At 60.7% G+C, this 20,267-nt stretch carries 25 protein-coding genes; 23 read left to right on the forward strand and 2 right to left on the reverse strand.

Going from position 1 to position 20,267, the window contains the following annotated elements:
* The first annotated feature begins 14 nt into the window (after positions 1-14).
* The 23 genes from NKK50_RS11520 (at position 15) to NKK50_RS11630 (ending at position 17,892) form a co-directional block, all read left to right on the forward strand.
* Entirely contained in the window at positions 15-344 is a 330-nt protein-coding gene (locus NKK50_RS11520) for a head-tail joining protein (RefSeq protein WP_352543431.1), read from the forward strand.
* Between the two features lie 3 nt (positions 345-347).
* Positions 348-899: a hypothetical protein gene (locus NKK50_RS11525; protein WP_352543432.1), complete on the forward strand. Its 552-nt coding sequence runs from the start codon at positions 348-350 to the stop codon at positions 897-899.
* Positions 899-1,471 (forward strand): phage baseplate assembly protein V, encoded by a 573-nt coding sequence (locus NKK50_RS11530; protein ID WP_352543433.1) that lies wholly within the window; start codon positions 899-901, stop codon positions 1,469-1,471. Before NKK50_RS11525 ends, NKK50_RS11530 begins: the two co-directional genes overlap by 1 nt.
* A 19-nt stretch (positions 1,472-1,490) precedes the next feature.
* Positions 1,491-1,820, forward strand: a complete 330-nt coding sequence (locus NKK50_RS11535) for a GPW/gp25 family protein (RefSeq protein WP_352543434.1) — start codon at positions 1,491-1,493, stop codon at positions 1,818-1,820.
* On the forward strand, positions 1,817-2,665 hold the full coding sequence (locus NKK50_RS11540; RefSeq protein WP_352543435.1) for a baseplate J/gp47 family protein: 849 nt from the start codon (positions 1,817-1,819) through the stop codon (positions 2,663-2,665). The genes NKK50_RS11535 and NKK50_RS11540 overlap by 4 nt, the downstream gene beginning before the upstream one ends.
* Positions 2,662-3,753 carry a phage tail protein gene (locus NKK50_RS11545; protein WP_352543436.1) on the forward strand — a complete coding sequence of 364 codons (1,092 nt, stop codon included), beginning with the start codon at positions 2,662-2,664 and terminating at the stop codon, positions 3,751-3,753. Before NKK50_RS11540 ends, NKK50_RS11545 begins: the two co-directional genes overlap by 4 nt.
* A 2-nt stretch (positions 3,754-3,755) precedes the next feature.
* Positions 3,756-6,980, forward strand: coding sequence for a DUF4815 domain-containing protein (locus NKK50_RS11550; protein ID WP_352543437.1), 3,225 nt, complete (start codon positions 3,756-3,758; stop codon positions 6,978-6,980).
* A 10-nt stretch (positions 6,981-6,990) separates the two neighbouring features.
* Positions 6,991-8,256: a pyocin knob domain-containing protein gene (locus NKK50_RS11555; protein WP_352543438.1), complete on the forward strand. Its 1,266-nt coding sequence runs from the start codon at positions 6,991-6,993 to the stop codon at positions 8,254-8,256.
* Positions 8,247-8,702 carry a hypothetical protein gene (locus NKK50_RS11560; protein WP_352543439.1) on the forward strand — a complete coding sequence of 152 codons (456 nt, stop codon included), beginning with the start codon at positions 8,247-8,249 and terminating at the stop codon, positions 8,700-8,702. The genes NKK50_RS11555 and NKK50_RS11560 overlap by 10 nt, the downstream gene beginning before the upstream one ends.
* 47 nt (positions 8,703-8,749) lie before the next feature.
* Positions 8,750-9,676, forward strand: a complete 927-nt coding sequence (locus NKK50_RS11565; protein WP_352543440.1) for a glycosyltransferase — start codon at positions 8,750-8,752, stop codon at positions 9,674-9,676.
* A gap of 88 nt (positions 9,677-9,764) precedes the next feature.
* On the forward strand, positions 9,765-11,162 hold the full coding sequence (locus NKK50_RS11570) for a phage tail sheath subtilisin-like domain-containing protein (RefSeq protein ID WP_352543441.1): 1,398 nt from the start codon (positions 9,765-9,767) through the stop codon (positions 11,160-11,162).
* A complete protein-coding gene (locus NKK50_RS11575; protein WP_352543442.1) occupies positions 11,159-11,671 on the forward strand; it encodes a phage major tail tube protein in 513 nt (170 codons plus the stop codon). Before NKK50_RS11570 ends, NKK50_RS11575 begins: the two co-directional genes overlap by 4 nt.
* Positions 11,672-11,683: 12 nt before the next feature.
* Positions 11,684-11,953 carry a phage tail assembly protein gene (locus NKK50_RS11580; protein WP_352543443.1) on the forward strand — a complete coding sequence of 90 codons (270 nt, stop codon included), beginning with the start codon at positions 11,684-11,686 and terminating at the stop codon, positions 11,951-11,953.
* A gap of 23 nt (positions 11,954-11,976) precedes the next feature.
* On the forward strand, positions 11,977-12,093 hold the full coding sequence (locus NKK50_RS11585; RefSeq protein ID WP_352543444.1) for a GpE family phage tail protein: 117 nt from the start codon (positions 11,977-11,979) through the stop codon (positions 12,091-12,093).
* Complete coding sequence (locus NKK50_RS11590; RefSeq protein WP_352543445.1) at positions 12,093-13,991, forward strand: phage tail tape measure protein; 1,899 nt, start codon at positions 12,093-12,095, stop codon at positions 13,989-13,991. Before NKK50_RS11585 ends, NKK50_RS11590 begins: the two co-directional genes overlap by 1 nt.
* A gap of 4 nt (positions 13,992-13,995) precedes the next feature.
* The gene (locus NKK50_RS11595) at positions 13,996-14,394 is read left to right on the forward strand and encodes a phage tail protein (protein WP_352543446.1); all 399 of its coding nucleotides are present in this window, start codon (positions 13,996-13,998) and stop codon (positions 14,392-14,394) included.
* A gap of 78 nt (positions 14,395-14,472) precedes the next feature.
* Positions 14,473-14,691 carry a tail protein X gene (locus tag NKK50_RS11600; RefSeq protein ID WP_352543447.1) on the forward strand — a complete coding sequence of 73 codons (219 nt, stop codon included), beginning with the start codon at positions 14,473-14,475 and terminating at the stop codon, positions 14,689-14,691.
* On the forward strand, positions 14,688-15,950 hold the full coding sequence (locus tag NKK50_RS11605) for a phage late control D family protein (protein WP_352543448.1): 1,263 nt from the start codon (positions 14,688-14,690) through the stop codon (positions 15,948-15,950). Before NKK50_RS11600 ends, NKK50_RS11605 begins: the two co-directional genes overlap by 4 nt.
* A gap of 9 nt (positions 15,951-15,959) precedes the next feature.
* Positions 15,960-16,223, forward strand: a complete 264-nt coding sequence (locus NKK50_RS11610) for a DUF7940 domain-containing protein (protein ID WP_155923765.1) — start codon at positions 15,960-15,962, stop codon at positions 16,221-16,223.
* On the forward strand, positions 16,210-16,815 hold the full coding sequence (locus tag NKK50_RS11615) for a lysozyme (protein WP_352543449.1): 606 nt from the start codon (positions 16,210-16,212) through the stop codon (positions 16,813-16,815). The genes NKK50_RS11610 and NKK50_RS11615 overlap by 14 nt, the downstream gene beginning before the upstream one ends.
* A 106-nt stretch (positions 16,816-16,921) precedes the next feature.
* Positions 16,922-17,287 carry a hypothetical protein gene (locus NKK50_RS11620; RefSeq protein ID WP_352543450.1) on the forward strand — a complete coding sequence of 122 codons (366 nt, stop codon included), beginning with the start codon at positions 16,922-16,924 and terminating at the stop codon, positions 17,285-17,287.
* A gap of 10 nt (positions 17,288-17,297) precedes the next feature.
* Entirely contained in the window at positions 17,298-17,489 is a 192-nt protein-coding gene (locus tag NKK50_RS11625; RefSeq protein WP_352543451.1) for a hypothetical protein, read from the forward strand.
* A gap of 4 nt (positions 17,490-17,493) precedes the next feature.
* Positions 17,494-17,892 (forward strand): hypothetical protein, encoded by a 399-nt coding sequence (locus tag NKK50_RS11630; RefSeq protein WP_352543452.1) that lies wholly within the window; start codon positions 17,494-17,496, stop codon positions 17,890-17,892.
* On the opposite strand, the gene NKK50_RS11635 is transcribed toward NKK50_RS11630, so the two are convergent.
* Entirely contained in the window at positions 17,889-18,158 is a 270-nt protein-coding gene (locus tag NKK50_RS11635) for a helix-turn-helix domain-containing protein (RefSeq protein WP_352543453.1), read from the reverse strand. The genes NKK50_RS11630 and NKK50_RS11635 overlap by 4 nt on opposite strands.
* Before the next feature lie 16 nt (positions 18,159-18,174).
* A complete protein-coding gene (locus NKK50_RS11640) occupies positions 18,175-19,338 on the reverse strand; it encodes a tyrosine-type recombinase/integrase (protein ID WP_352543454.1) in 1,164 nt (387 codons plus the stop codon).
* Positions 19,339-20,267: the final 929 nt, after the last annotated feature.

Consider the following 20,267-nt stretch of genomic DNA (forward strand, 5'->3'; position numbering starts at 1 on the left):
GCCGGCGACTAGCCATGGATTGGAGCGGGCTCCTTGACGGTATGACCGAAGTCGTTCGGGATACTTTCAGGGAGTCCGTTCTCGTCATCTACAAGAGGTTTGAGACTGGCGAAATCAAAGCGGACCTCGCGGCGATTTTCGATTACGAGCACGTAGGACTCGAGGCTGGCGGCAGGGTGCCGACCACGTCCAAGATCCCGGTGCTCGATGTCCGCGACGCAGACCTCGGCTTTGAACCGATGCCAGATGACGAGGTGACGGTTTCCGGCTTTGGCTCTTTCCGCGTCATCGACACCTTTCCGGACTCATCCAAGAACACAAAGCTTCACCTTCGGAAGAAATAGGCGATGGCCCCGCACCCGCGAAAGCTAATCCGCGCCGCAGTGGCCGCCTTGCTATCAACGCCGGACGCGAGCGACCCGCTGGTGTACCCCACGGCCGCCAAGGCTCGGGTTTACGACAGTCGTGACTTTCCAGCCGACGCCCGCATCATGCCGGTTTGCGTTGTCTACACTGGCGCCGATATTATCGACCCGGATCACCGGCACGATGGCGGAATCCGCCGCCGATTCCTCAAGCTCATCGTTGAATGCTACGCGGTAGGCGATGACGGCGCCGAGGCCGTGGACGATTGCGCAAATCAGGTCGAAACCTGGCTTCATGCAAACCCCACGCTCGGCAATCGGGTCGGGTGGTGTACGATTTTCAGCACCGACACCGCGTTCGCCGAACAAGGCGAGGTCGCGCTTTGGACCGCAATTCTTACCTTCGATATCATCTATTACACGCAACTTATCGAGGATGACGGCCGCCGGCCGACGACTGTCATGCTCGGCTTTGACCCCGAAACCGGCATCGGGAATGAACCGCTCTACAACGATATAACGGCGTTGATCTAATGCTTGAGCGGCGCGAAAAAGACATCACAGAGATCGAGCGGCGCGTTTCCAACACCGTCATTGTCGGCAAGGTTTCGCAGGTCGATCACAAAAAGGCTCGCTACCGTGTCAAGGCCGGCGAATTCGAAAGCGACTGGCTACCGTTTACCAGCGCCAGGGCAGGCAACACGAAGACCTATGACAGCTTAGACGTTGGCGAACAGGTGGTTATGGTTTCGCCCTCTGGCGACCCCTCGCAGGCCGTCATTGTGGGGTCCATCGCTACCCAGGCGAAGCAAGCGGCGGACAAGGGCAACATTCATCGAACCGTCTACCCGGACGGCACGGTCGTTGAGTATGACGACGAGGCCAAGGCCTACAAGATGGACGTCGCCGAGGGCGGCAGCTACGCCTTGAACATTGGCGGCGGCGCCTCGATACACGCGAGCGGCGAGGGGCTCAAAATCAAGGCACCTGGCGGGATCGAAATCGAATCCGCCACGCTTACCCACAACGGAAAAGACATTTCCGAAACCCACAAGCACACCGGGGTCGAGCCTGGCGGCAGCAATACCGGCCCCGTCGCCGGCTAGGGGAACAACGATGCTCGGAATGGACGCCGCCGCCGGCAAGCCGCTTGAAGGGCTGGAACACCTCAAGCAATCGATCAAAGACATACTCACGACCCGCATCGGAACGCGGGTGATGCGCCGCGACTACGGGTCCGATATTCCGAATCTCATTGATCGTCCCGTCACCGCGGATTTTGCCGTCGATATCTACATGGCCCTGGCCGAGGCGCTTGGACGATGGGAGCCCCGGCTACGATTGCGGGAAGCTTCGTTTTTTCCGCTCGGCGACGGTGTTATAGAATTCGGGCTCACCGGCGATTATCTGCCGGATGGAAAGATCATTTCACTTAACGGAATTGTCATCAAATGACGCAAACGCAATATACGCTTGAAGGGCTTCCGGTCCCGGCGATTATTGCGACCCTCTCTTACGAGGAAATCCGCCTAAATACGATCAACAAGCTTGTTGGTATTGATCCCACCTATTCGGCGTTGCTCGAAAGCGACCCTGCGATCAAGGCTATCGAGGCCGCTTCGTACGATGATCTTGTCTTGCGCCAGCGTGTCAACGACGCGGCTCGGGCAAACCTTTTGTTCTTCGCCAGGGGCGCCGACCTTGACCATCTGGCCACTTTCTACGATGTCCTTCGGCTCGTCGGCGAGACGGACTCCGCGCTCCAAACCCGCACCATCCTGGCGATACAGGGCCGCTCCACCGGCGGCACCGAAGAGCAATATAAATACGTTGCTCGCACCGCAGACGTGCGCGTCAAAGACGTTGCAGTCTATCAGGTGGACGGCGGCCCCAAGCTTCGCGTCGCCCTTCTGTCTGCCGTCAACGGCGGCGTGCCGGACGCGCCTATGCTGGCCGCTGTAACGGCCGCTGTGACGGCGCCAGGCGTCCGCGCCATCAATGACGTTATCGAGGTTGTGTCCGCCACCCAGGCACCGCAAGATATCATTCTTAATGTCTGGCTTCTGCCGAACGCGCCGCTCGCCATCATCGACTCGATGGAAACATTGATCCGTTCCGCCTGGTTTGACGAAGGCGGGATCGGGTTCGACTTGAATCCTTCATGGATCACGGCTCGCGTTCACCTTCCCGGCGTTTCGCGCGTTGTGGTGGTAAGCCCGGCGGCGCCGGTCATTGAGAACGACAACCAAGCGGCCACGCTCGGCACTATCACCGTGAACTTTGCGGGACGGTCGCGGTGAACGCTCTTCACCTTCTCCCGCAAAATGCGACGCCGTTTGAGCGGGCACTTTCCGAGGTGCTTGACCGCACCCCGGAATTCGGCCCGTACATCGATAGTATCGCAGGCCTGAAATACGGGACCATTCCGGCGACCTTCTCGCCTTGGGTTGTGGCAGAATACGGACTCGGCCCGATTTCCGAATTCTTCGATACCGACGCCGAGGTGATCGCCGCCGGCATCCCGTGGCAGCGGGTCCGGGGCACCTCGCTTGCGATCACGAAAGCGCTGTCTTGGATTAGCTACGCTTCCCCGGTTATCGAAGATCAAAACGACCGCCGCCGGAAGTGGAACCGCTATCAGATCGGCATGGGTTTGGTCCCCGAGTCCGAGTTGCCGGTGCTTATGCACGCCGAATATCTCGTCGGGATCTCGGACCCCGCGCGCTCCGCGTTCATACGGGGATGGCACGGCTACAATGTGCGCGCCCTGGAATGGAGTGAACAGACCTGGGGCGGCTCGATTTGGGGCGACGACAGCGGCATCCGTCTTGACGGCGGAACCGTCAAATGGAGCCACGGCGAAGACCTCACCCACCCCATCGCGGCGGACACCGCAGACCGCATCGCGCTCGGGGTGAATGTCACTGCCGGCGGCTCGCTGCCCTGGGGCGACTTCCCCTGGAATGCGCCCGGCGTGTCTTGGAATGGGATTACCGATGTCGGCGCCTTCAAGGGTTTTCTAATGGCTCGGTTGCCCGCTTATATAGGCTTCTATGACCCGAACGGCGAGCCCATCGGCTACCGCCGGCCCGTGGCGATTCGGAACGTGACGGCGGGTCACGCCCCCGTGCCTGACCATGTGTTTTTTGAGTACGAAGCCCGTACCGATTTCGGCGACGGCGAGGGTGCGCAATGCGCTTCCGTTGCCTTGGTGTTCCGGGCTCGCAACGCCGATGCCGCGAAGCCGGGCAAGCTTTGGCTTGAGCCGGAAGAGATAGAATTTGAAGACGGCTTTGAATCCGACGACATGACCCTCGGGCCGGTTGCGGTTGATTTCGCTTTCCGCCGCACCGTCCGGCAGCACGTCACGCTCACTTTGGAAATCTGAAAATGGCGAATGAAGAATTTCTAGTGTTCGACCCGGCTCTTCGCCCGGACCTTGCGGACATCTATGATCGTTCGAAGGTGAGCGAGCCGCGTGAGCGCGTGCTTTTTCGCGAGCGCAAATATGCGCAGGCCAGCGAGGCAACCGAAGCGTTTTCCATCGAAGCCCGCAAGCGTACGAATATCGGCAATATGATTGCCCATGACGGCGACCGGATCAAGGGTTGCGACATCATCGTGGGTGATCTCACCGGCGACACCACGATTTCTGCCGGCGAGGTCTATGTGCGCGGCGATGTCCGCCCGGTCGGGGCCGCCGCCTTTAATGGCCTGCCTATCGTGGGCGACGTCGTCATCGGCGTTCGCGTTTTGCAAACGGTCATCACCCACGAGGAAGATGAATCCCTTCTCGGCCTTCATGAGGAATCGATTGTCTCTTACGGGGAACCTGGCGCCGCCCGTGAGGTGCTTTCGCTGGCATGGGGATGGGATGGCGACGGCGAGGATGGCGACCTTTACCGCGTCTATCAGTTGCGCAACGGCTTCGTTGTCGATCAGACGCCGCCGCCTTCCCTGGCAGGCTTCAACGCGGCGATTGCGCCCTACGATTATGACGCCCACGAAAACTACATTGCACGCGGCTGCAGGGTAACGCCGCTCGGCCTTTCGGCGGGCAAGCAATGGTTTTCTATCGAGGAAGGCACCGCCAATATTTTGGGTTACAAGCGGACCCGGAACACCGCGACGCGCTTCGGTCAGACCGAAGAGCCGGACATTCTCAACATTGCTTCCGAGCCCCATTCGTTCGCCGATGGCGGCACTGGCACCGCCGTTATTGCGCTCAACCGAACCCCGATCAATTCGGTCGGGACCGTCATCATCACGAAGGAAGTGACGGAAACGATTGTGCGCGGCGGGGTTGCGAACACCGCCGACCTACTCGGGCATTCTAGCGTTTCGTCAGTCTCGCTAGTAAAGCAGGGAGCCACGACCTACGCGGCGCCCGCCAGCTACTCGCTTGTAAACGACCGGATTGATTGGGCGGCAGGCGGCGCGGAACCGGCCGGCGGCTCATCCTACGATGTCACTTACCGCTATCTTGCCCCGGCGGTTCCCTCGGCTGTCACCTCGACCGGGATCACTGTTGCCGGTGGGGTCACCGGCGGCGCGGTCTTTGTTACCTACAATTTCAACCTGCCGCGTCACGACCTTATCTGCCTCGATAGGGACGGCAATATCGTTTACCTCAAAGGCATTCCGGCGATTGAACAGCCGCAGCCCCCGGCCCCGCCGGCCACGTTGCTGGCGCTTTGCGTGGTCGAAAACGATTGGTTCGGAACGCCGAACGTCATCAATAATGGCATCCGAGCCTATCCGTTTTCAACCATCGACCGCATGTACAACCGCCTTGTCGATGCTATCGACCTGATCGCCCTGGCGCGTCTGCAAATGGACATCACCGCGCGTGAGCCTGTGGCGAAAAAAGGCGTCTTCGTTGATCCCCTCAACGACGACCGCTACCGCGATGCCGGCGAGGTCCAAAACGGCGCCGTGTTCAACGGCACGTTTCAGATTCCGATCATCCCGACTTTCCAATTCTTCTCTCTGCCGAAGCCTCAATATCTCAATTTCACCGAAGAGGTGTTGATTGCCCAGGAAGCGGTAACGGGTTGCACAAAGATCAACCCCTATCAGTCGTTCGCGCCGCTGCCGGGCCGGATGACGTTGACGCCCTCGCAGGATTTTTGGACCGAAACACAAGACGTTTCGCTTTCGCCTGTTACCCAGGTGTTCGGCCAGGGCAACCGAAGCCGCGTCACAAATGTTGAGGTCATCACCTCGACTCGCGAAGTTACCGCGCGCTTTCTTCGACAGATCAACGTCGCTTTCGTTATTGACGGGTTCGGCGTTGGCGAGATCCTTCAAACCCTGACGTTTGACGGCATCGCAGTGACGCCAGCCGGCCCGCTTGTGGGTGACGCCAACGGCCGCGTTTCGGGAAGCTTCGTCATTCCGGCGAATGTGCCCTCGGGCACCAAGCACGTCGCCGCCGTGGGCGCCGGCGGAGACTACGCCAACGCCGAGTTTACCGGCCAAGGCCGAATCGAGATCACGACCAATCAACAGCTTACGACCGTGCAGAGGTTCCAAGAATCACCGCCTCGGGCGACTAGCGGCAATGGCGGCAATTCCGGCAACGGAAGCGCGGGCGGCCGTACCGACCCGGTGGCGCAGTCTTTCCAGTTCACGGAAGGCCGGCATATCTCTTCTATCGAGGTGAAGTTTTGCGCCATCGGCAACGCTTCTCAGCCCGTGCTTTGCGAGATCGTCACGATGGACAACGGCTATCCTACTGCCGATGTCATCGCCCAAACCGAAACCGACATGCACATGGCTTTGATCGGCCCTTGGCATAAGTTCACGTTCGACCCGCCCGTGTTCATCCCGGCGGGCGTTGAAACCGCGTTTGTGCTCAAGACGAATGATCCGAACCATTCGGTTTCGTTCGCCTCGCGGGGCGGCTTCGATGCAGCCCGGCAAGAGTGGATCGGCGCGCAGCCCTATACCGTTGGCGTCCGTTTCTCATCTTCGAATGCGACGACCTGGACGGCTCACCAAGACGAAGATTTGTCGTTCCGGCTTAACGCTGCAAAGTTTAGCCCGGTGTCGAAAACCATCGCCCTCGGCACCGTGACGGCGGCGAACCTTTCGGATTTCATCGCCGAGGCACAGGTGTTCTTGCCGACCGGCGACACCCGCTTGCAATTCGAAATCCAGCCCATCGGCGAGGCGGCGGTGCGTATCGAGCCAGGCCAGGTATGGGAGCGTCAAAGCTTCTTCAGCGGCAACGCCGCTTTGCGTGCCATCCTGGCGGGTACAGAGAAGGTTTCGCCCATCATGGGGCGCGATGTCCTCGCCATCAAAGGAACGATGCAGGCGAGCGGCGTTTACATCAGCAAGGCGTTTGCCTTCGGCGCCGCCATCCGTATCGACGGCGTGATGAAAACCCGTTTGCCCGCCGGCTCCACCCTCACGGTGGAATATGACAAGGCCGACGACGTCTGGCTCCCGCTGCCGCAAGTATCCGCCACGGCTCTAGCAGATGGCACATTTGAGCGGACATACCGCACGACCGGCCTCACCGCGATTCAGGGCCGTATCCGCATTACCGAAACGGGCACCCCGGCGGCGCGCCCGGCTGTTTCCGACCTCCGCGCCTTTTCGATTTGAGGATTGAACGATGCCCACTGACAACGTAACGGCTAATCGAAATTGGCAGCTTCCGAACGGCGGCAACAATCTTGACCACGATGTCGCCCGGTTGATCGCGGCATTGCAGGCCGCAGACCTTGACGTCGCCAACATTCTTTCAACGCTTGTGCTCAAGGCGCCGATACTAAACGCGGGCCTCACCGGCGCCCCTACCGCGCCGACCCCGGCAGCGGCGGACAACTCAAACAAGATCGCGACCACGGCTTGGGCTCGGCTCTACTTCGCCGACATCGTGGGCGCCGCGCCGGCCGCGCTCGATACCATCGCCGAGCTTGCCGCCGCACTGCAAAACGACCCCGGCATCATTACCAGCCTGACCACGTTGGTCGGCACTAAGGCGCCGCTGGCTAGTCCTGGCCTTACCGGCGTTCCTACGGCGCCCACGGCGGCGCCTGGCACCAACACGACGCAGCTTGCCACCACGGCGTTCGCGGCGGCTCTAGGCGCCCTCAAGGCCAACGCTGCCAACGCCGCGCTTACCGGCGTTCCTACGGCGCCCACGGCGGCGCCTGGCACCAACACGACGCAGCTCGCGACGACCGCGCACGTCAAGGCCGCCGATGACCTCAAGCTTGACTACCGCGCGAGCCTCAACTTCGCTGCCGCGCAGATAGTCACGGATTGGAACAGCGCCCTTGATAATGGCTGGTACATGTGCGCCTCGGGCGCCAATGGCCCGACCGTTGATTGGTATATCGGGACCGTCGAATCTCATAGCCAGACGGCGGGGTCGCTCTACCGGACGCAGACGGTTCACAACTTCACCTTGGCCGCCGCCGGCAACACGCTAGCCTATCGCCGGCACCAACAGGCCGGCGTTTGGGGCGCTTGGTATAAGCTCATGCTTAGCCAGGTGGAGCAAGACGCCCGATATCTCCTAGCCTCGACCGCGAAGTTGCAAGGCTTTTACGAAAGCCCGCAACAGACGATCACAGCGGGCGGCCTTCTCACGCTGGCGCATGGCCTGGCCGCCAAGCCAAAGCTTTATATGCCGTTTCTTCAATGCACCACGGCAGATCAGGGTTACGCGATTGGCGACGAAGTGTCCGTTAATCCGAATTTCAGCGCCACCGATCCTAGCGGGCGCGGCCTCTCTATCGTGCCGACCGCGACCACTCTCTTGGTTCGTATCGGCAATGATAGCTTTGCCTACACCATCATCCGAAAGGACACCGGCGGCGTGGGCAGTATCGTAAACGCAAGTTGGAAAATCGTTATGAGGGCATGGCTGTGACGCAATATTTCGTGGATTCCGAGGGGAACTATCTCGGCGCTTTTGCCGGCGAAGGCGTGGAAACGCCGGCCGATGGTATCGAGGTGCCCGAGGCGCCGCACGACGCCCGCCAGGTATGGCTTGGCGAAGCTTGGTCCGAGGTGGAGTCGCTTCCGCCGCCCGTTCCGGCCGTGATTTCGGACCGGCAATTCTTTCAAGGCCTCGCGGTGGCCGGGGTAATCACCAACGCCGAAGCGTTGGCGGCCGTCAAGACAGGCGCGATTCCGAGCGGCATGGTTCCGCTTATCGCAGGCCTGCCCGAGCCGGCCCGGTTCGGCGCTGAAATGCTTCTGTCTGGGGCGACGGAATTCAAGCGGGCTCATCCTCTTACATCGGCATTCGGAGCCGGCTTCGGCTGGACCGAAGAGCAGATCGACAACTTTTGGATCATAGCGTCGACCTTGTAATTCGCTCTACTTCGGTTAATGCGTTGCCGATGCGTATAACTATAGTTGTGCAAGGCAAGATTCCCTGTGAAGGCTACGGCGGTACTCAGCGGCAAATAGACTGGCTCGCCAGCGAACTTGTGAGCCTCGGCCATGAGGTCACGCTCATAGCGGGGCCGGGATCAAGGCACCCGCTTTGCGAGGTCCGGCAGGCCTCAACACCGGAGGAATGCGCAGCCGCGATTCCTGGCGACGCCGACATCGTTCATTTTAACGGATGGTATGAGCTTAGCGGCCCATATCGAGCGCTCTACACGCTGCATGGATACGTCCCGAACACGCCAAGGGAAGGCCAGAATTTCAGCTTTGTAAGCGCTAGCCACGCCCGCCGGCACAATCGGCAAACCTTCGTCTATAACGGTTTCCCCGTTGACGCCTACCGGCTCGCCGGTGTGAAGACAGACCGGCTTTTGTTTCTCGGCGGCATCGCTCGGGCTGGTAAGGGCCTCAACAAGGCGGTCGACCTGGCGAAGAAATTCGGCCTCGGGCTCGATATTGCCGGCGGCTCCCGCTGGAAACTACTAGGGCGAAGCCAGACCCGCAAAGAGGGCGTATTCTTCAAGAGCCTTTCCGGCCGGTTCCACTTCACCGGCGTTATCGACGGAGCGGAAAAGCTTCGATACCTCGGCGAGGCCAGGGCCTTTCTTAACCCGATTTCTTGGGAAGAGCCGTTCGGCATGGCCCCGGTCGAGGCCATGCTTTGCGGCACGCCTGTACTGACAACGCCCCTAGGCGCGTTGCCGGAAACAGTGGACGCCGAAACCGGGCGTTTCTTCGAAACCGACGAAGACTTCGCGCGCGGCCTTAACGAGGTGGGTAGCATTTCCCCGCAACGGTGCCGAGAATCAGCCGCCGATAGGTTCCCGATCGACAAGACAGCGAAGGCATACGTCGCCCTATATCAGCGGGTTCTTGACGGCGAGACGCTTCCCTAAGCTCGGCATCCGCTCCAACTCTCGCATTGTGCGTTTGCGAAACGTCAACGCCGGCCTATAGAAAATGTGACATCGGAGATTGCACATTATGGCTGGCACTGAATTTCTGCACGGCGTCGAACTCATTGAGATCGATGACGGCCCCCGCCCCATCCGCACGGTTCGCTCATCCGTCATTTTCATCGTGGGCACCGCGCCCGATGCCGACGACCTCGCCTTCCCTATCATGACTCCGGTGATGATCGCCGGTAGCCGGGGCGAAGCTTCCAAGCTGGACATGTCAGTCGGCAAAACCCGCCTCGGCACACTGCCGAACGCGGTCGACCTCATCCTCGATCAAATCGGCGCCGTTATCGTGGTGTGCCGAGTCGATGAAGGCGCCAGCGCTGGCGAAACCCTCGCGAACGTTCTTGAGGGCGTCCATGTCGCCATTGATGCAAAGTCGGCGGTAGGCGTCAGCCCCCGCATTCTTGTCGCGCCAGGCTTCACCGGCGAGCGTCCGGTCGGCATCGCCGGGCACGGCGCAATCACCCCCGGCAACAGTGGCGCAAATGGCACCTTCCCGCTCGCCTTCACCGGCGGCACCGGGTCCGGCGCGGCCGGCACCTTCACAGTGGCGGGCGGTTCGCTCACCGCGATCACCATCACCTCGGCGGGCCGCTACACGGTTGCCCCTGCCTTCTCGTTTGCCGCCTCGGCCGGCCTTGTGGGTGCCGCTTCGCCTGTCACGCTCGGCGCCACCGCGAACGCGGTTGTGGCCGAATTGATCGGTATCGCGGAACGCCTTAAGGCTGTCATCATCGCAGACGGCCCGAACACCACGGACGCCGCCGCGCTCACCTATGCCGACGACTTCGGTTCCAAGCGCGTCTATGTGATCGACCCTGGCGTCAAGGTTGCTCGCGGCGCCAATGTCAACAGCGAGCCGGCTTCGGCCGCCGTGGCCGGCCTTATCGCCAAGATCGATAATGACCGCGGATTCTGGTGGTCGCCTTCAAACCAGAATATCAACGGGATCGTTGGAACGGACCGCTCGGTCGACTTCGCACTCGGCGACGCCAACAGCCGCGCAAACCTTCTCAACGAGGGCAACGTCGCAACGATCATCCGCGAAGACGGGTTCCGCCTTTGGGGTAACCGCACGCTGTCCAGCGACCCGAAGTTCGCTTTCCTGTCCGTTGTTCGCACGGCGGATATCATCAACGACTCGATCCTCCGCGCCCACCTATGGGCCGTGGATCGCAACATCACCAAGACCTACATTGATGACGTTGAGGAGTCCGTGAACGCCTACATTCGCAGCCTGGTTGCGATGGGCGCCCTTATCGGCGGCCGATGCTACGCCGACCCGGACCTGAATTCGCCGGCCTCGATTTCCGAGGGCAAGGTTTGGTTCAACATCGATTTCACGCCGCCCTACCCGGCCGAGCACGTCATTTTCCGCTCGCGCATCGTCAACGACTTTCTTGAGGATCTGGTGCTATGAGCAACCCCACTTTCGGACTCCCCCGCCAGCTTAAGGCGTTCAACCTCTACTATGACGGCAACTCCTACGCCGGCCGAGTGGACAGCATCACGCCGCCTACCCTCACGTTCACTTCGGAAGAGCACCGGGCCGGCGGTATGGACGGCCCGAAGAAATTGGAAATGGGCATGGAGGCAATGACTGCCACACTCATTATTTCCGATTACGACCCCGCGCTTATCAGCCTGTTCGGCGTGGACAACGTGCCGCTTGTGGCGCGTGGTGCCGTCCAAGCGCAGGGCAAGCCCGCCGAGCCCGTGGTGCTCAACATGCGCGGCATGTTGATGGCGCTGGAACTCGCCGAGTGGAAGCCCGGCAGTAAGTCCCTCAAGACCCTCACCTATGAACTCGATTACTTCCGCTATCGCCAGGCCGAGGTCGAGTACATGGAAATTGACATCATCAACATGGTGCGCCGCATCGGCGGCGTCGACCAGCTTGCGACGCAACGCCTCGCAATCGGCCTGTAAGGAAAGCATGACATGACCGATATTCGTAAGCAGACGAAATACACCCTTCTCGACCCGATCACGTTCGAAGGCCGGGAAGTGAAGGAAGCGCTTTTGCGTCGGATCAAGGGTAAGGACATTCGCGATATGGAGCGCGAGGAGTCCGGCCTGGACAAAACCGCGCTCATCATCTGCAGCCTTGCCGGCTGGCCGCCCGAGGCGTTCGACCTTCTGGACGCCGCCGATATCGAGGGCCTTACGAAGATCATTGAGGGTTTTATGGGGAGGCGGAAGCGAGCTTAACGCTCGAGTCCGTCTCAAACCTCATGGCGGATATCGCCTCGATCTTCCATTGGCCGCCGTCCGAAATGTGGGAAATGGACCTTTCGGAAATCGTCATGTGGCGCAAGCTCGCCGCCGACCGGACTAAGGCAAAAAGGTAATGGCCGGGAAGCCCGTAGCCGAAGCATCCGTCAAGCTCACACTTATCGACCGGATCTCCGGGCCGATTAAGCGGCTACAGGCGCGCTTGTCTGCTCTTAGCGCCCGTCTTGGCTTCGACCGCATCGGCGCGTCTGTAGGCCGCCTTGGGCGAAGCCTACAGGGCCTTGGCGTGGGCCTGGCCCGAACGACTGGCCGCCTCGCTTCCTTCGTCTCACTGCTCGGCCTCGGCGCCTCGGGTGCAGTTGCCGGCGCCTTCGCCCTGGCGAAGAGTGCGTCGGACCTCGGCAGCGAGATCGGCGAAGCTTCGTTTAAGCTCGGCATCGGGGTTGAGGCGCTACAAGAATACCGCTTCGCCGCGAAAATGAGCGGCATAGAATCGGAGTCGCTGACGAAGGGAATTCAGAAGCTCGGCATCAACGCTTCGGAGGCCACCAAGGGCAACAAGTTGATGGCGAAGAGCTTCAAGGCGCTCGGCATCCCCTTGAAGGATGCTAACGGCAAGATGCGGTCGACCGAAGCCATCTTGAACGATACCTTTACCGGCCTCTCAAAGATCAAAGACCCGTTGCGCCGCAACGCCCTGGCCTTCAAGCTCTTCGGCAAGTCCGGCGTCGATATGGTCAAGATGCTTTCGGACGGCGCCGAGGGCTTGGCGGACATGCGCCATGAGGCCAGGCTTACCGGGTCCGTTATGAGCGCGGGGGCGGCGGCGGCCGCCGACAAGTTCGGCGATAACCTTGACGCCCTCTTGATCCGCGTCAACGGCCTTAAGCTCTTCCTCAGCGTGCAACTCTTGCCCGTCATGAATGAGGTTATTGAATCGACCACGAAATGGTTCGATGCCAACGCCGGCCTTGTCCGCTCCACTATCTCGGAATGGGTCAAGACGTTCGCGCAAGTGCTTCGCGACCTCATGAACCCGGCGTCGGATATCCGGCAAGAGATCAGCCGGGTCGCCGCAAATTTCAATTCGTTTCTTGCTGCCATTCGGCCCGTGGTGGACTTCATAGGCGGCCCGATGCAAGCGACGCTTATCGCGCTCGGCACTTGGACAGCGGCGCCGCTCATTGCCGCCCTGGTAGCCGTTGGCGCCGCGTTCATCAATCTCGGTATCGTCATCATGGCGACCCCGGTCGGGTGGTTCCTCGCCGCTGTGGCGGCCATCGCGGGCGCCGCGTATCTCATCTATTCGAATTGGGATTCCATCGCGAAATTCTTCGGCGATTTCTGGACCTATGTAACCGGGCTGTTCGCCTCGGCGGTTGCCTATATCCAGTCCATTCCGATCAAGCTCTATGACGTTGGCGCCGCCATGGTGGATTCCATCTGGCAAGGCTTGAAATCGAAGTGGGGCGATGTCGTCGCCTGGCTTAAGGGCGCCGTCAATGATCTCATCGGCTGGCTTCCCGAAAGCATCAAGTCGCGGCTCGGCTTTGACCTGTCCAGCGTGACGCCAGGCGGCCCCGAGACGGCCAAGGCGGGCGCCGCCGGTGCCGCCGTGGGCGCAATGGTAGGACCGACAGAGAAGGTACCGGCGGCCTCGCCTGCCTTTGCCCCGAGCGTTCGGCCGATGGATACCGGCGGCATCATGGAAGGCTTCGCCTCGGCGTGGCGGGATCTCATGAAGCCGATTGGCGATATCGTCAAACAGGGCAGCGGCGGCGCCGAGAAGACGGACAAGGTAGAGGCCGGCACCGTCACCACGGGCAGCATTCAAATGTCGGAACCGTTGATCGCTCATGAGCCGCAAACGATCAGCGCGCCGCTAAACGTGGGCGGCATCGTTGTGAACGTGCAGGGCATGACGCCGGCCGAGGCGCAAGCCATGGTCACGGGCGCCATCGGGGCCGCCCAGGCCAAGCACGCCGCGAATCTGCAATCTAGCCTTTCGGATTGATGCCATGCCGACAATGATGGGCCTCGGGCCGTTCCGTTTCAGCCTCTCAACGGCGGCCTACCAGTCCCTTGAGCGGGCCGAGGAATACCGATGGGAAGAGGCGGCCCGCATCGGCCGCGCCCCGGCTATGCAGTTCATCGGCGCCGGCACTTCAACGTTCACGCTAAGCGGCGTCATCTATCCCGCGTTTCGGGGCGGCCTCGGGCAGTTGGACTCCATGAGGGCGATTGCCGCAATCGGCGCGCCTCAAATGCTGGTTTCAGGGGTGGGCCGGATATTCGGCCTGTTTGTGATCGCAAGCGTGGGCGAGACGCAAACATACTTCTTGAGCAACGGCGCACCTCGCAAGCAAGAATTCAACCTTGATCTTAAGAGCTACGGCGCCGATGGCGGTTTGTTCTAGGGCCCGACCCTCTTATTGTGGGTACGGCGCCCCGGCTTGTTCGGGTATGGTGTTTGCGAATTGCAAACAGGTGTGCAAGTGGACATTTACCGCGCCAAAGACGGCGACATGGTCGATGAAATTTGTTGGCGCTTCTATGAGAAGGGCCAGCAACCGCTTGCTGTTGAGCGGGTCTATGAGGCGAACCAAGGCCTCGCCGCCCTGGGTCCGGTGCTTACGGCCGGAACTCTCGTCAATCTGCCGGAACTTCCGCGCCCGTCAGCTACCCCGATAATTCGGATTTGGGGGGCGCAATGACCCCCTTTGCCTCGATCTCGTCCGGGGGCGCTGACATCACCGGCGGCCTCGCCGACCGGCTCTTGTCCATTGAGTGCCATGACGAAGCGGAAGACAAGTCCGACCGCGTGACTATCGAGCTTGACGACCGCGCCAGGTGGAGCGACGGCGCCGTTGCTGCGCTGCCGCTCATCGGCTCCACCATCACCGTAACCCTCGGCTTTCGCGAGGGCGCTTCGGCCACGTTCGGCCCCTACCTCATTGACGACTTGGACGTGTCTTCGCCGCCTCGGGTGCTTCGAGTCACGGGCCGGTCGGCCGCGATGCCGAAGTCGTACCGGACCCCGAAAACGAAGAGCTACCATCAAAAGACCATCGGCGCGATCATGCAGGAAATCGCCGGGCGCAACGGCTATGAGGCAAAGATCGATCCCGCACTGTCCGGCATCGTCATACGCCATATCGACCAGCGCAACGAGTCCGATATGTCTTTCGCGACCCGGCTCGCCGCGCTTCACGATGGCGTCGCCAGGCCGGTGGCGGGCAAGCTGGCGGTTGCGAAGCGCGGCACCGGCAAGAGTGTGACGGGCGAAGCCCTCACCGGCGTTACGCTCATCGAGTCCGATTGCGAAACGTGGTCGTTCAAATACTCGGCTAGGGACGAAGCGGGCGAGGCCGGCGGCCTGGATTCCGGTGGCGGTTCCTCGGCTCAAGGCGCGGCCGGCGCCGCCGGTGATTCCGCCTCGGGGCAGACCGAAGGCGAGTCCATTATTGACGTGCCGGAAGATGAAAGCGGCGACGTCGAGGAAAAGGGCGGGGTTCGCGCTTTCTGGACCGATATTCGCAGCGGCGAGACGAAGGAATCCACGGTCGGCAAAGCGCCGTTCCATGATCTTCGCTACACCTATCACAACGAAGCCGAGGCCCAGGCCGCCGCCGACTCGTACAAGAACAAGAGCGCTCGGGGTAAGGCTTCGTTCTCTTGCACCCTCGCGGTGGGCAGGCCCTCGGTTCAAGCCGAGGCAAAGCTTACCCTGTCCAGCTTCCGCCCCTATATCCCGGCGGCTTGGCGGGTGAAGAGCGCGTCGCACGTCTTCAATGCGAGCGGCTACAAGACGCAAATTGACGCCGAGTTGTTCGCCGAAAAGCAGGCGGACGTTCCGGCCAGTGTCAAGAAAACCACGCCCACGGACGACGACAAGATCGACCCGGATGCCCCGCCCGAGCCGGTGGAATCCACGTCGCCGACCGATGGCTTCATTATCGATGTTCCGAGCTAGGGGCGAGCAATGAAGCTCTTCCCTCGGCTCATCCCCAACGCTCGAAAGGTGGCGCTCCGCGCCTATTCCTTTCACCTCAACCTTGCCGGCGCCGTGTCCGGCTTGCTGTTCTTTCTCGACACCGCCTGGCCCTACTTCAACGGCTACTTGCCGATACCGACTCCGGTGTTCGGCGCGCTCGCCGGGATCTTCTCAGCGTTGGCGGGCGTCTTCCGTTTCATCCCCCAAGAATCCGTTTCAGGAAAAAGGCGCCGCCGTCATGCCCGTAGGTAAGATCAAATCGAGCAACCGCGCGCGCGGGGCTATTGCTGCCGTCATGGCTGTCGCATCCCTGGTAGGCGGCCGATACATGGTTGCGAAGCCCGAGCCTATTCCGGCGGCCGTGCAGCTTGCCGTTGACGCCGCAATCATGCCTTGGGAGGGCTTGGTTCTAACGTCGCATTGGGACCGCTATTCCAACCGGTGGGATATCTGCCACGGCGACACCCTGATAGACGGCAAGCCCGTGAAGCCCGGAATGAGGTTCACGGCGGCGCGGTGTCACGACCTACTGATCGAACGCGTGACCCGCGATTATTACGTGCCGTTGACGAAGTGCATTGCCGGTTTCGACAGCAAGCCGATCAGCCTTCAAGCCGCGCTCATTTCGGGCGCCTACAACTTCGGCGTCGGTGCCGCGTGCGGCTCTTCGGCGGCCCGCTACACCCGGTTGAACCAATTCTATACGGCCTGCCTGGCGCAAACCGCCTTCAACAAAGCCGGCGGCCATGTCGTCAAAGGCTTGGTGCTTCGCCGCGAAATGGGTGACGCGCAGCGTATCGGCGAGGCCGAGCTTTGCGTGTCTGGCCTCGAAAGGGCGCAGTGATGGAAGGCTTCAAAGAGCTAATTATTCCGGCCTTCGACCGCTTTCTGCGAGTCGTTGGCGCCGCCGCCCTGGCCGTCATCGCTGGCTTTCTCATCTGGTGGGTGTGGTGATGCAATTCAAACTCATCATTGCCGGCCTGGTGGCGCTCGCCTTCCTCGGGCTCTTCGCTACGGCGGCCGTCTATCGAGGCAACGCCATCAAGGCCGAGGCGGAAACGGCTCGGGTGCAGGCCTCGCTAGACCTGGCGGTCGATGCGAACAGGGTGAGCGCGGACACCATAGACAGGATGCAAAAGCAGGATGCCGCCAACGACAAGATTGCTGCGGACCTCGCCTTGAAGCTCGCCGCCGCCAACACTGTATTGATCGAAACAACCACGGCTCGGGCCGACCTGAAAGGCAAAGATGAAAACGTTCGCTCTTATCTCGACGCTCCTGTCCCTGACAGTTTGCGCCGGCTGTACGACCACTAGCCCGCCGGTCGTGATCAAGACCGTGACGGTTCGGGAGAAGGTGCCGGCTTACCTGATTCAACCGTGCCCGAAGCGCTGGCACAAAAAGGGCGGCCCCGAGAAAACAGAAGATTGGATCGTGCGCGGCGACGTCAACGGCGCTGGGCTTGATACGTGCGCCGGCCAGGTGGATGGCGTGCGCGAATGGAATGCGGGGCTCTAAGACTATGCTGCAATTTGATATGACCGTGGGCATTCCTACGCTGATCACTATCGTTGTGCTGGCGGGTTCGGGTATAGGCGCATGGTATGCGGTACGCGCAAAAGGGCAGGAAAACACCAAGGCAATCGAGAAGCTTGAGGAAGACATGGGCAAGCAGTTGACCACGCTGGCGGCGTCCGTCGCCCTAGCGAACCTCAAGACCGAAAAGGCCATAGAGAAGGCGGAAGAGGTGCGCGGAAGGACCGCGCATGAATTGGCCGAGTACAAGCTTGCTGCCGCCGAGCGGTTCGCTACGAACGCATCAATCCGCCAGGTGGAAGAGCGAATCGTGCAGTCTATCGACCGGCTCGGCGACCGGCTCGACAAATGGCTGGATAACTCGGCGAAGAAAAAGGAAGCTTAGGCCGGCGTCTTGGCGGCCCCGCCCATCGCACGCACGGGCAGATGCGCCCGCGCCGAAGCCGGCAGCATCAAATAGATCCGCAAAAAATTGATGGCATAGAAGGGCGGGACCCCGCTGTCCTGGCGGTCCCGAAGCCATCGGTTAACTTGAACCGGCGTCTTGCCGAGAAGCCCGGCAAGCTGTTTCTGTTCAAGCCCTGATTTCTCAAAGAGCAATTCGAATTCGCGTTGATCGTCAGCGGCGTTTGTCATGTCGTGAATATACATTGCGCATAGTCCCCCATCAACGCCGCAATACTGCAATCTTACCGCCGCCGGTCATTATCCCCCTGACCGATTCCGCCGCCGTGTCCGCCATCTTTTGAGCGGCCCCGGTGAGAAGGTAGGCGTAGCGCTTGGTTGTCTGCGAATCCATGTGCCCGAGCAAGCCGCCGACCTGGGTGAGGTCTAGACCGGCGGACAGGCCGGCCGAGGCGAAGAAACGCCGGAGGTCGTGCGGCACTAGTCTTTCCTCGATCCCGGCGGCCTTCATGAGCGCGGCCCACGGCTTGGTGACGTTGACTAGATGGCCGTGACCATGCCGGCCCGGTATCAGATACGGGTTGCCTTTCACCTCGGGGATCTTGGCGATGACGTCGCGCGCCAGGGCGGACAGCGGAACGATTTTCTCGCCCGTCTTGGAGTCCGGCAGGTGCAGGCCGTCCGTCTTTACCCATGCCCGTTTCGCGGTTTGAATTTCATTGCGGCGGGCGCCTGTGAAGCAAAGCAGTTCGATCAGCCCGGCGAAAAACGGGCTAGGTTCCCATAGAGCATTGATCGCCAGTAGCAGGCGGAACGCCTCGTCGGCCTGGGGCACCCGCTTGCGCTTTTTCTCTTTGTAGCGCTCGACATGAACCGGGTTCGATTTGCGGGGGCGCCATCCCCATTTTTCGGCCAGGTTGAAGCCCTTGGATAGCAGGGCGGCGACCCGGTTCGCCTGGCTCGGCGTCTTCCGCAACTTGAAATGCAACGCCTCGACCTCGGCGTCTGTAACATCCGCCACGGCCTTGCCCGCCCCGAAGTGGGGCAAGACATGGTTGTTATAGAGGCCTTCGTTGTCGCGCCTGTAGCCGGCCTTATTGCGGCCCTCGGCGTATTCCATGTGCTTGTCGCGAAGCTCGGCCATCGTGGGCCGCGCCGCGCTCTCGGCCCTTTCCCCGGCGGGATCTTCACCCCCGGCAACCTTGGCGAGTATATCTTTCGCCGAGGTTCGGGCAGCGGTGAGCGACAAAAATCGAAAATCGCCGAGCTTCATGTTGCGCTGCCGGCCGACCTTCGTCCGGTAGAACAGATACCAAACCGCCTTGGTGGCGAAGTAGCGGAGCCGAAGTCCTGGCACCTTCGGGTCGTTCCATGCAGTGCCAGAAGCGCCCGAGGCGGCCGGTCGGTCTTTCGTATTCTCGGCCATGCTACCGGATACCTCATTGATCTTTTGCAAACTACGGTATGCATCACGAATAGGGTCTCGTTTGCCGTTTGTCAACGTCTGGTAGCACATCGGTAGCAGAATTGCGCAATGGAAGGCGTTTCACTGATATCAAGTGAGAAGACAGAACGCGCAAACGCTACGGTTTGCGTAATGCTGATATGCGCTAGATAGCCCGGAAACCTGTTTCGTAATGATGGGGTCAGGTGTTCGAGTCACCTAAGCGGCACCAGTTCTCCATCCGACGCAAGCGTGACGGCAGGTGCAAGGCTAATGCACGTCACTCCCTACGCCAACACCGGCACTTCCTGTCTGCCTCGTCGACATGCGCCATATGCCGCCGCCACAGGATTGCGTCGTCAGACGCTTGACCATCGACTATGCTGCATCGCGCAAGATCGACAGCCTAGAGAACCCGACAATACAAGCATAATTTATAAGATACAAAACCACTACCTTAGAATAATCTTCGTCAATTTTGGCCTATACCAGACACTCCGGATTATAGTTGTGTAATTAAACCGTGTCTTTTCTGACATGGTACTACTGCTCGTACAGCATTGCGGACGTGAAAAACCCTCAGCGACGCAACGCACTCGCAAATCATACCCATTTTTAGCACTAACTCACACAAATATTACAGCTCGATAGATATTTTGTGTTGCACTGCACCATTGCCCGGTTGCACCATTTCTTGGGGGATTTGGTACTGAGAAGTGCGCCGTGGAGGATTCCGCCAAGTTGATCAGCTTGAATTTTTCGCTGGCCAGCACCGATTTCGAGGCTGCCCCGCGCACAAGGCGTGGGTTTGATGTTGTCGGCGCACTCTCGACGCTGGCAGGCCTCGACCTGAGGCCCGGAATGCAGGGCCGCTGGCTTCATCGGAGATTTCAGACCGGCGGAAATGGCTG

The organism is Mesorhizobium sp. M0001, assembly GCF_040324255.1.
In the GTDB taxonomy this organism is placed as follows: Bacteria; Pseudomonadota; Alphaproteobacteria; order Rhizobiales; family Rhizobiaceae; genus Mesorhizobium.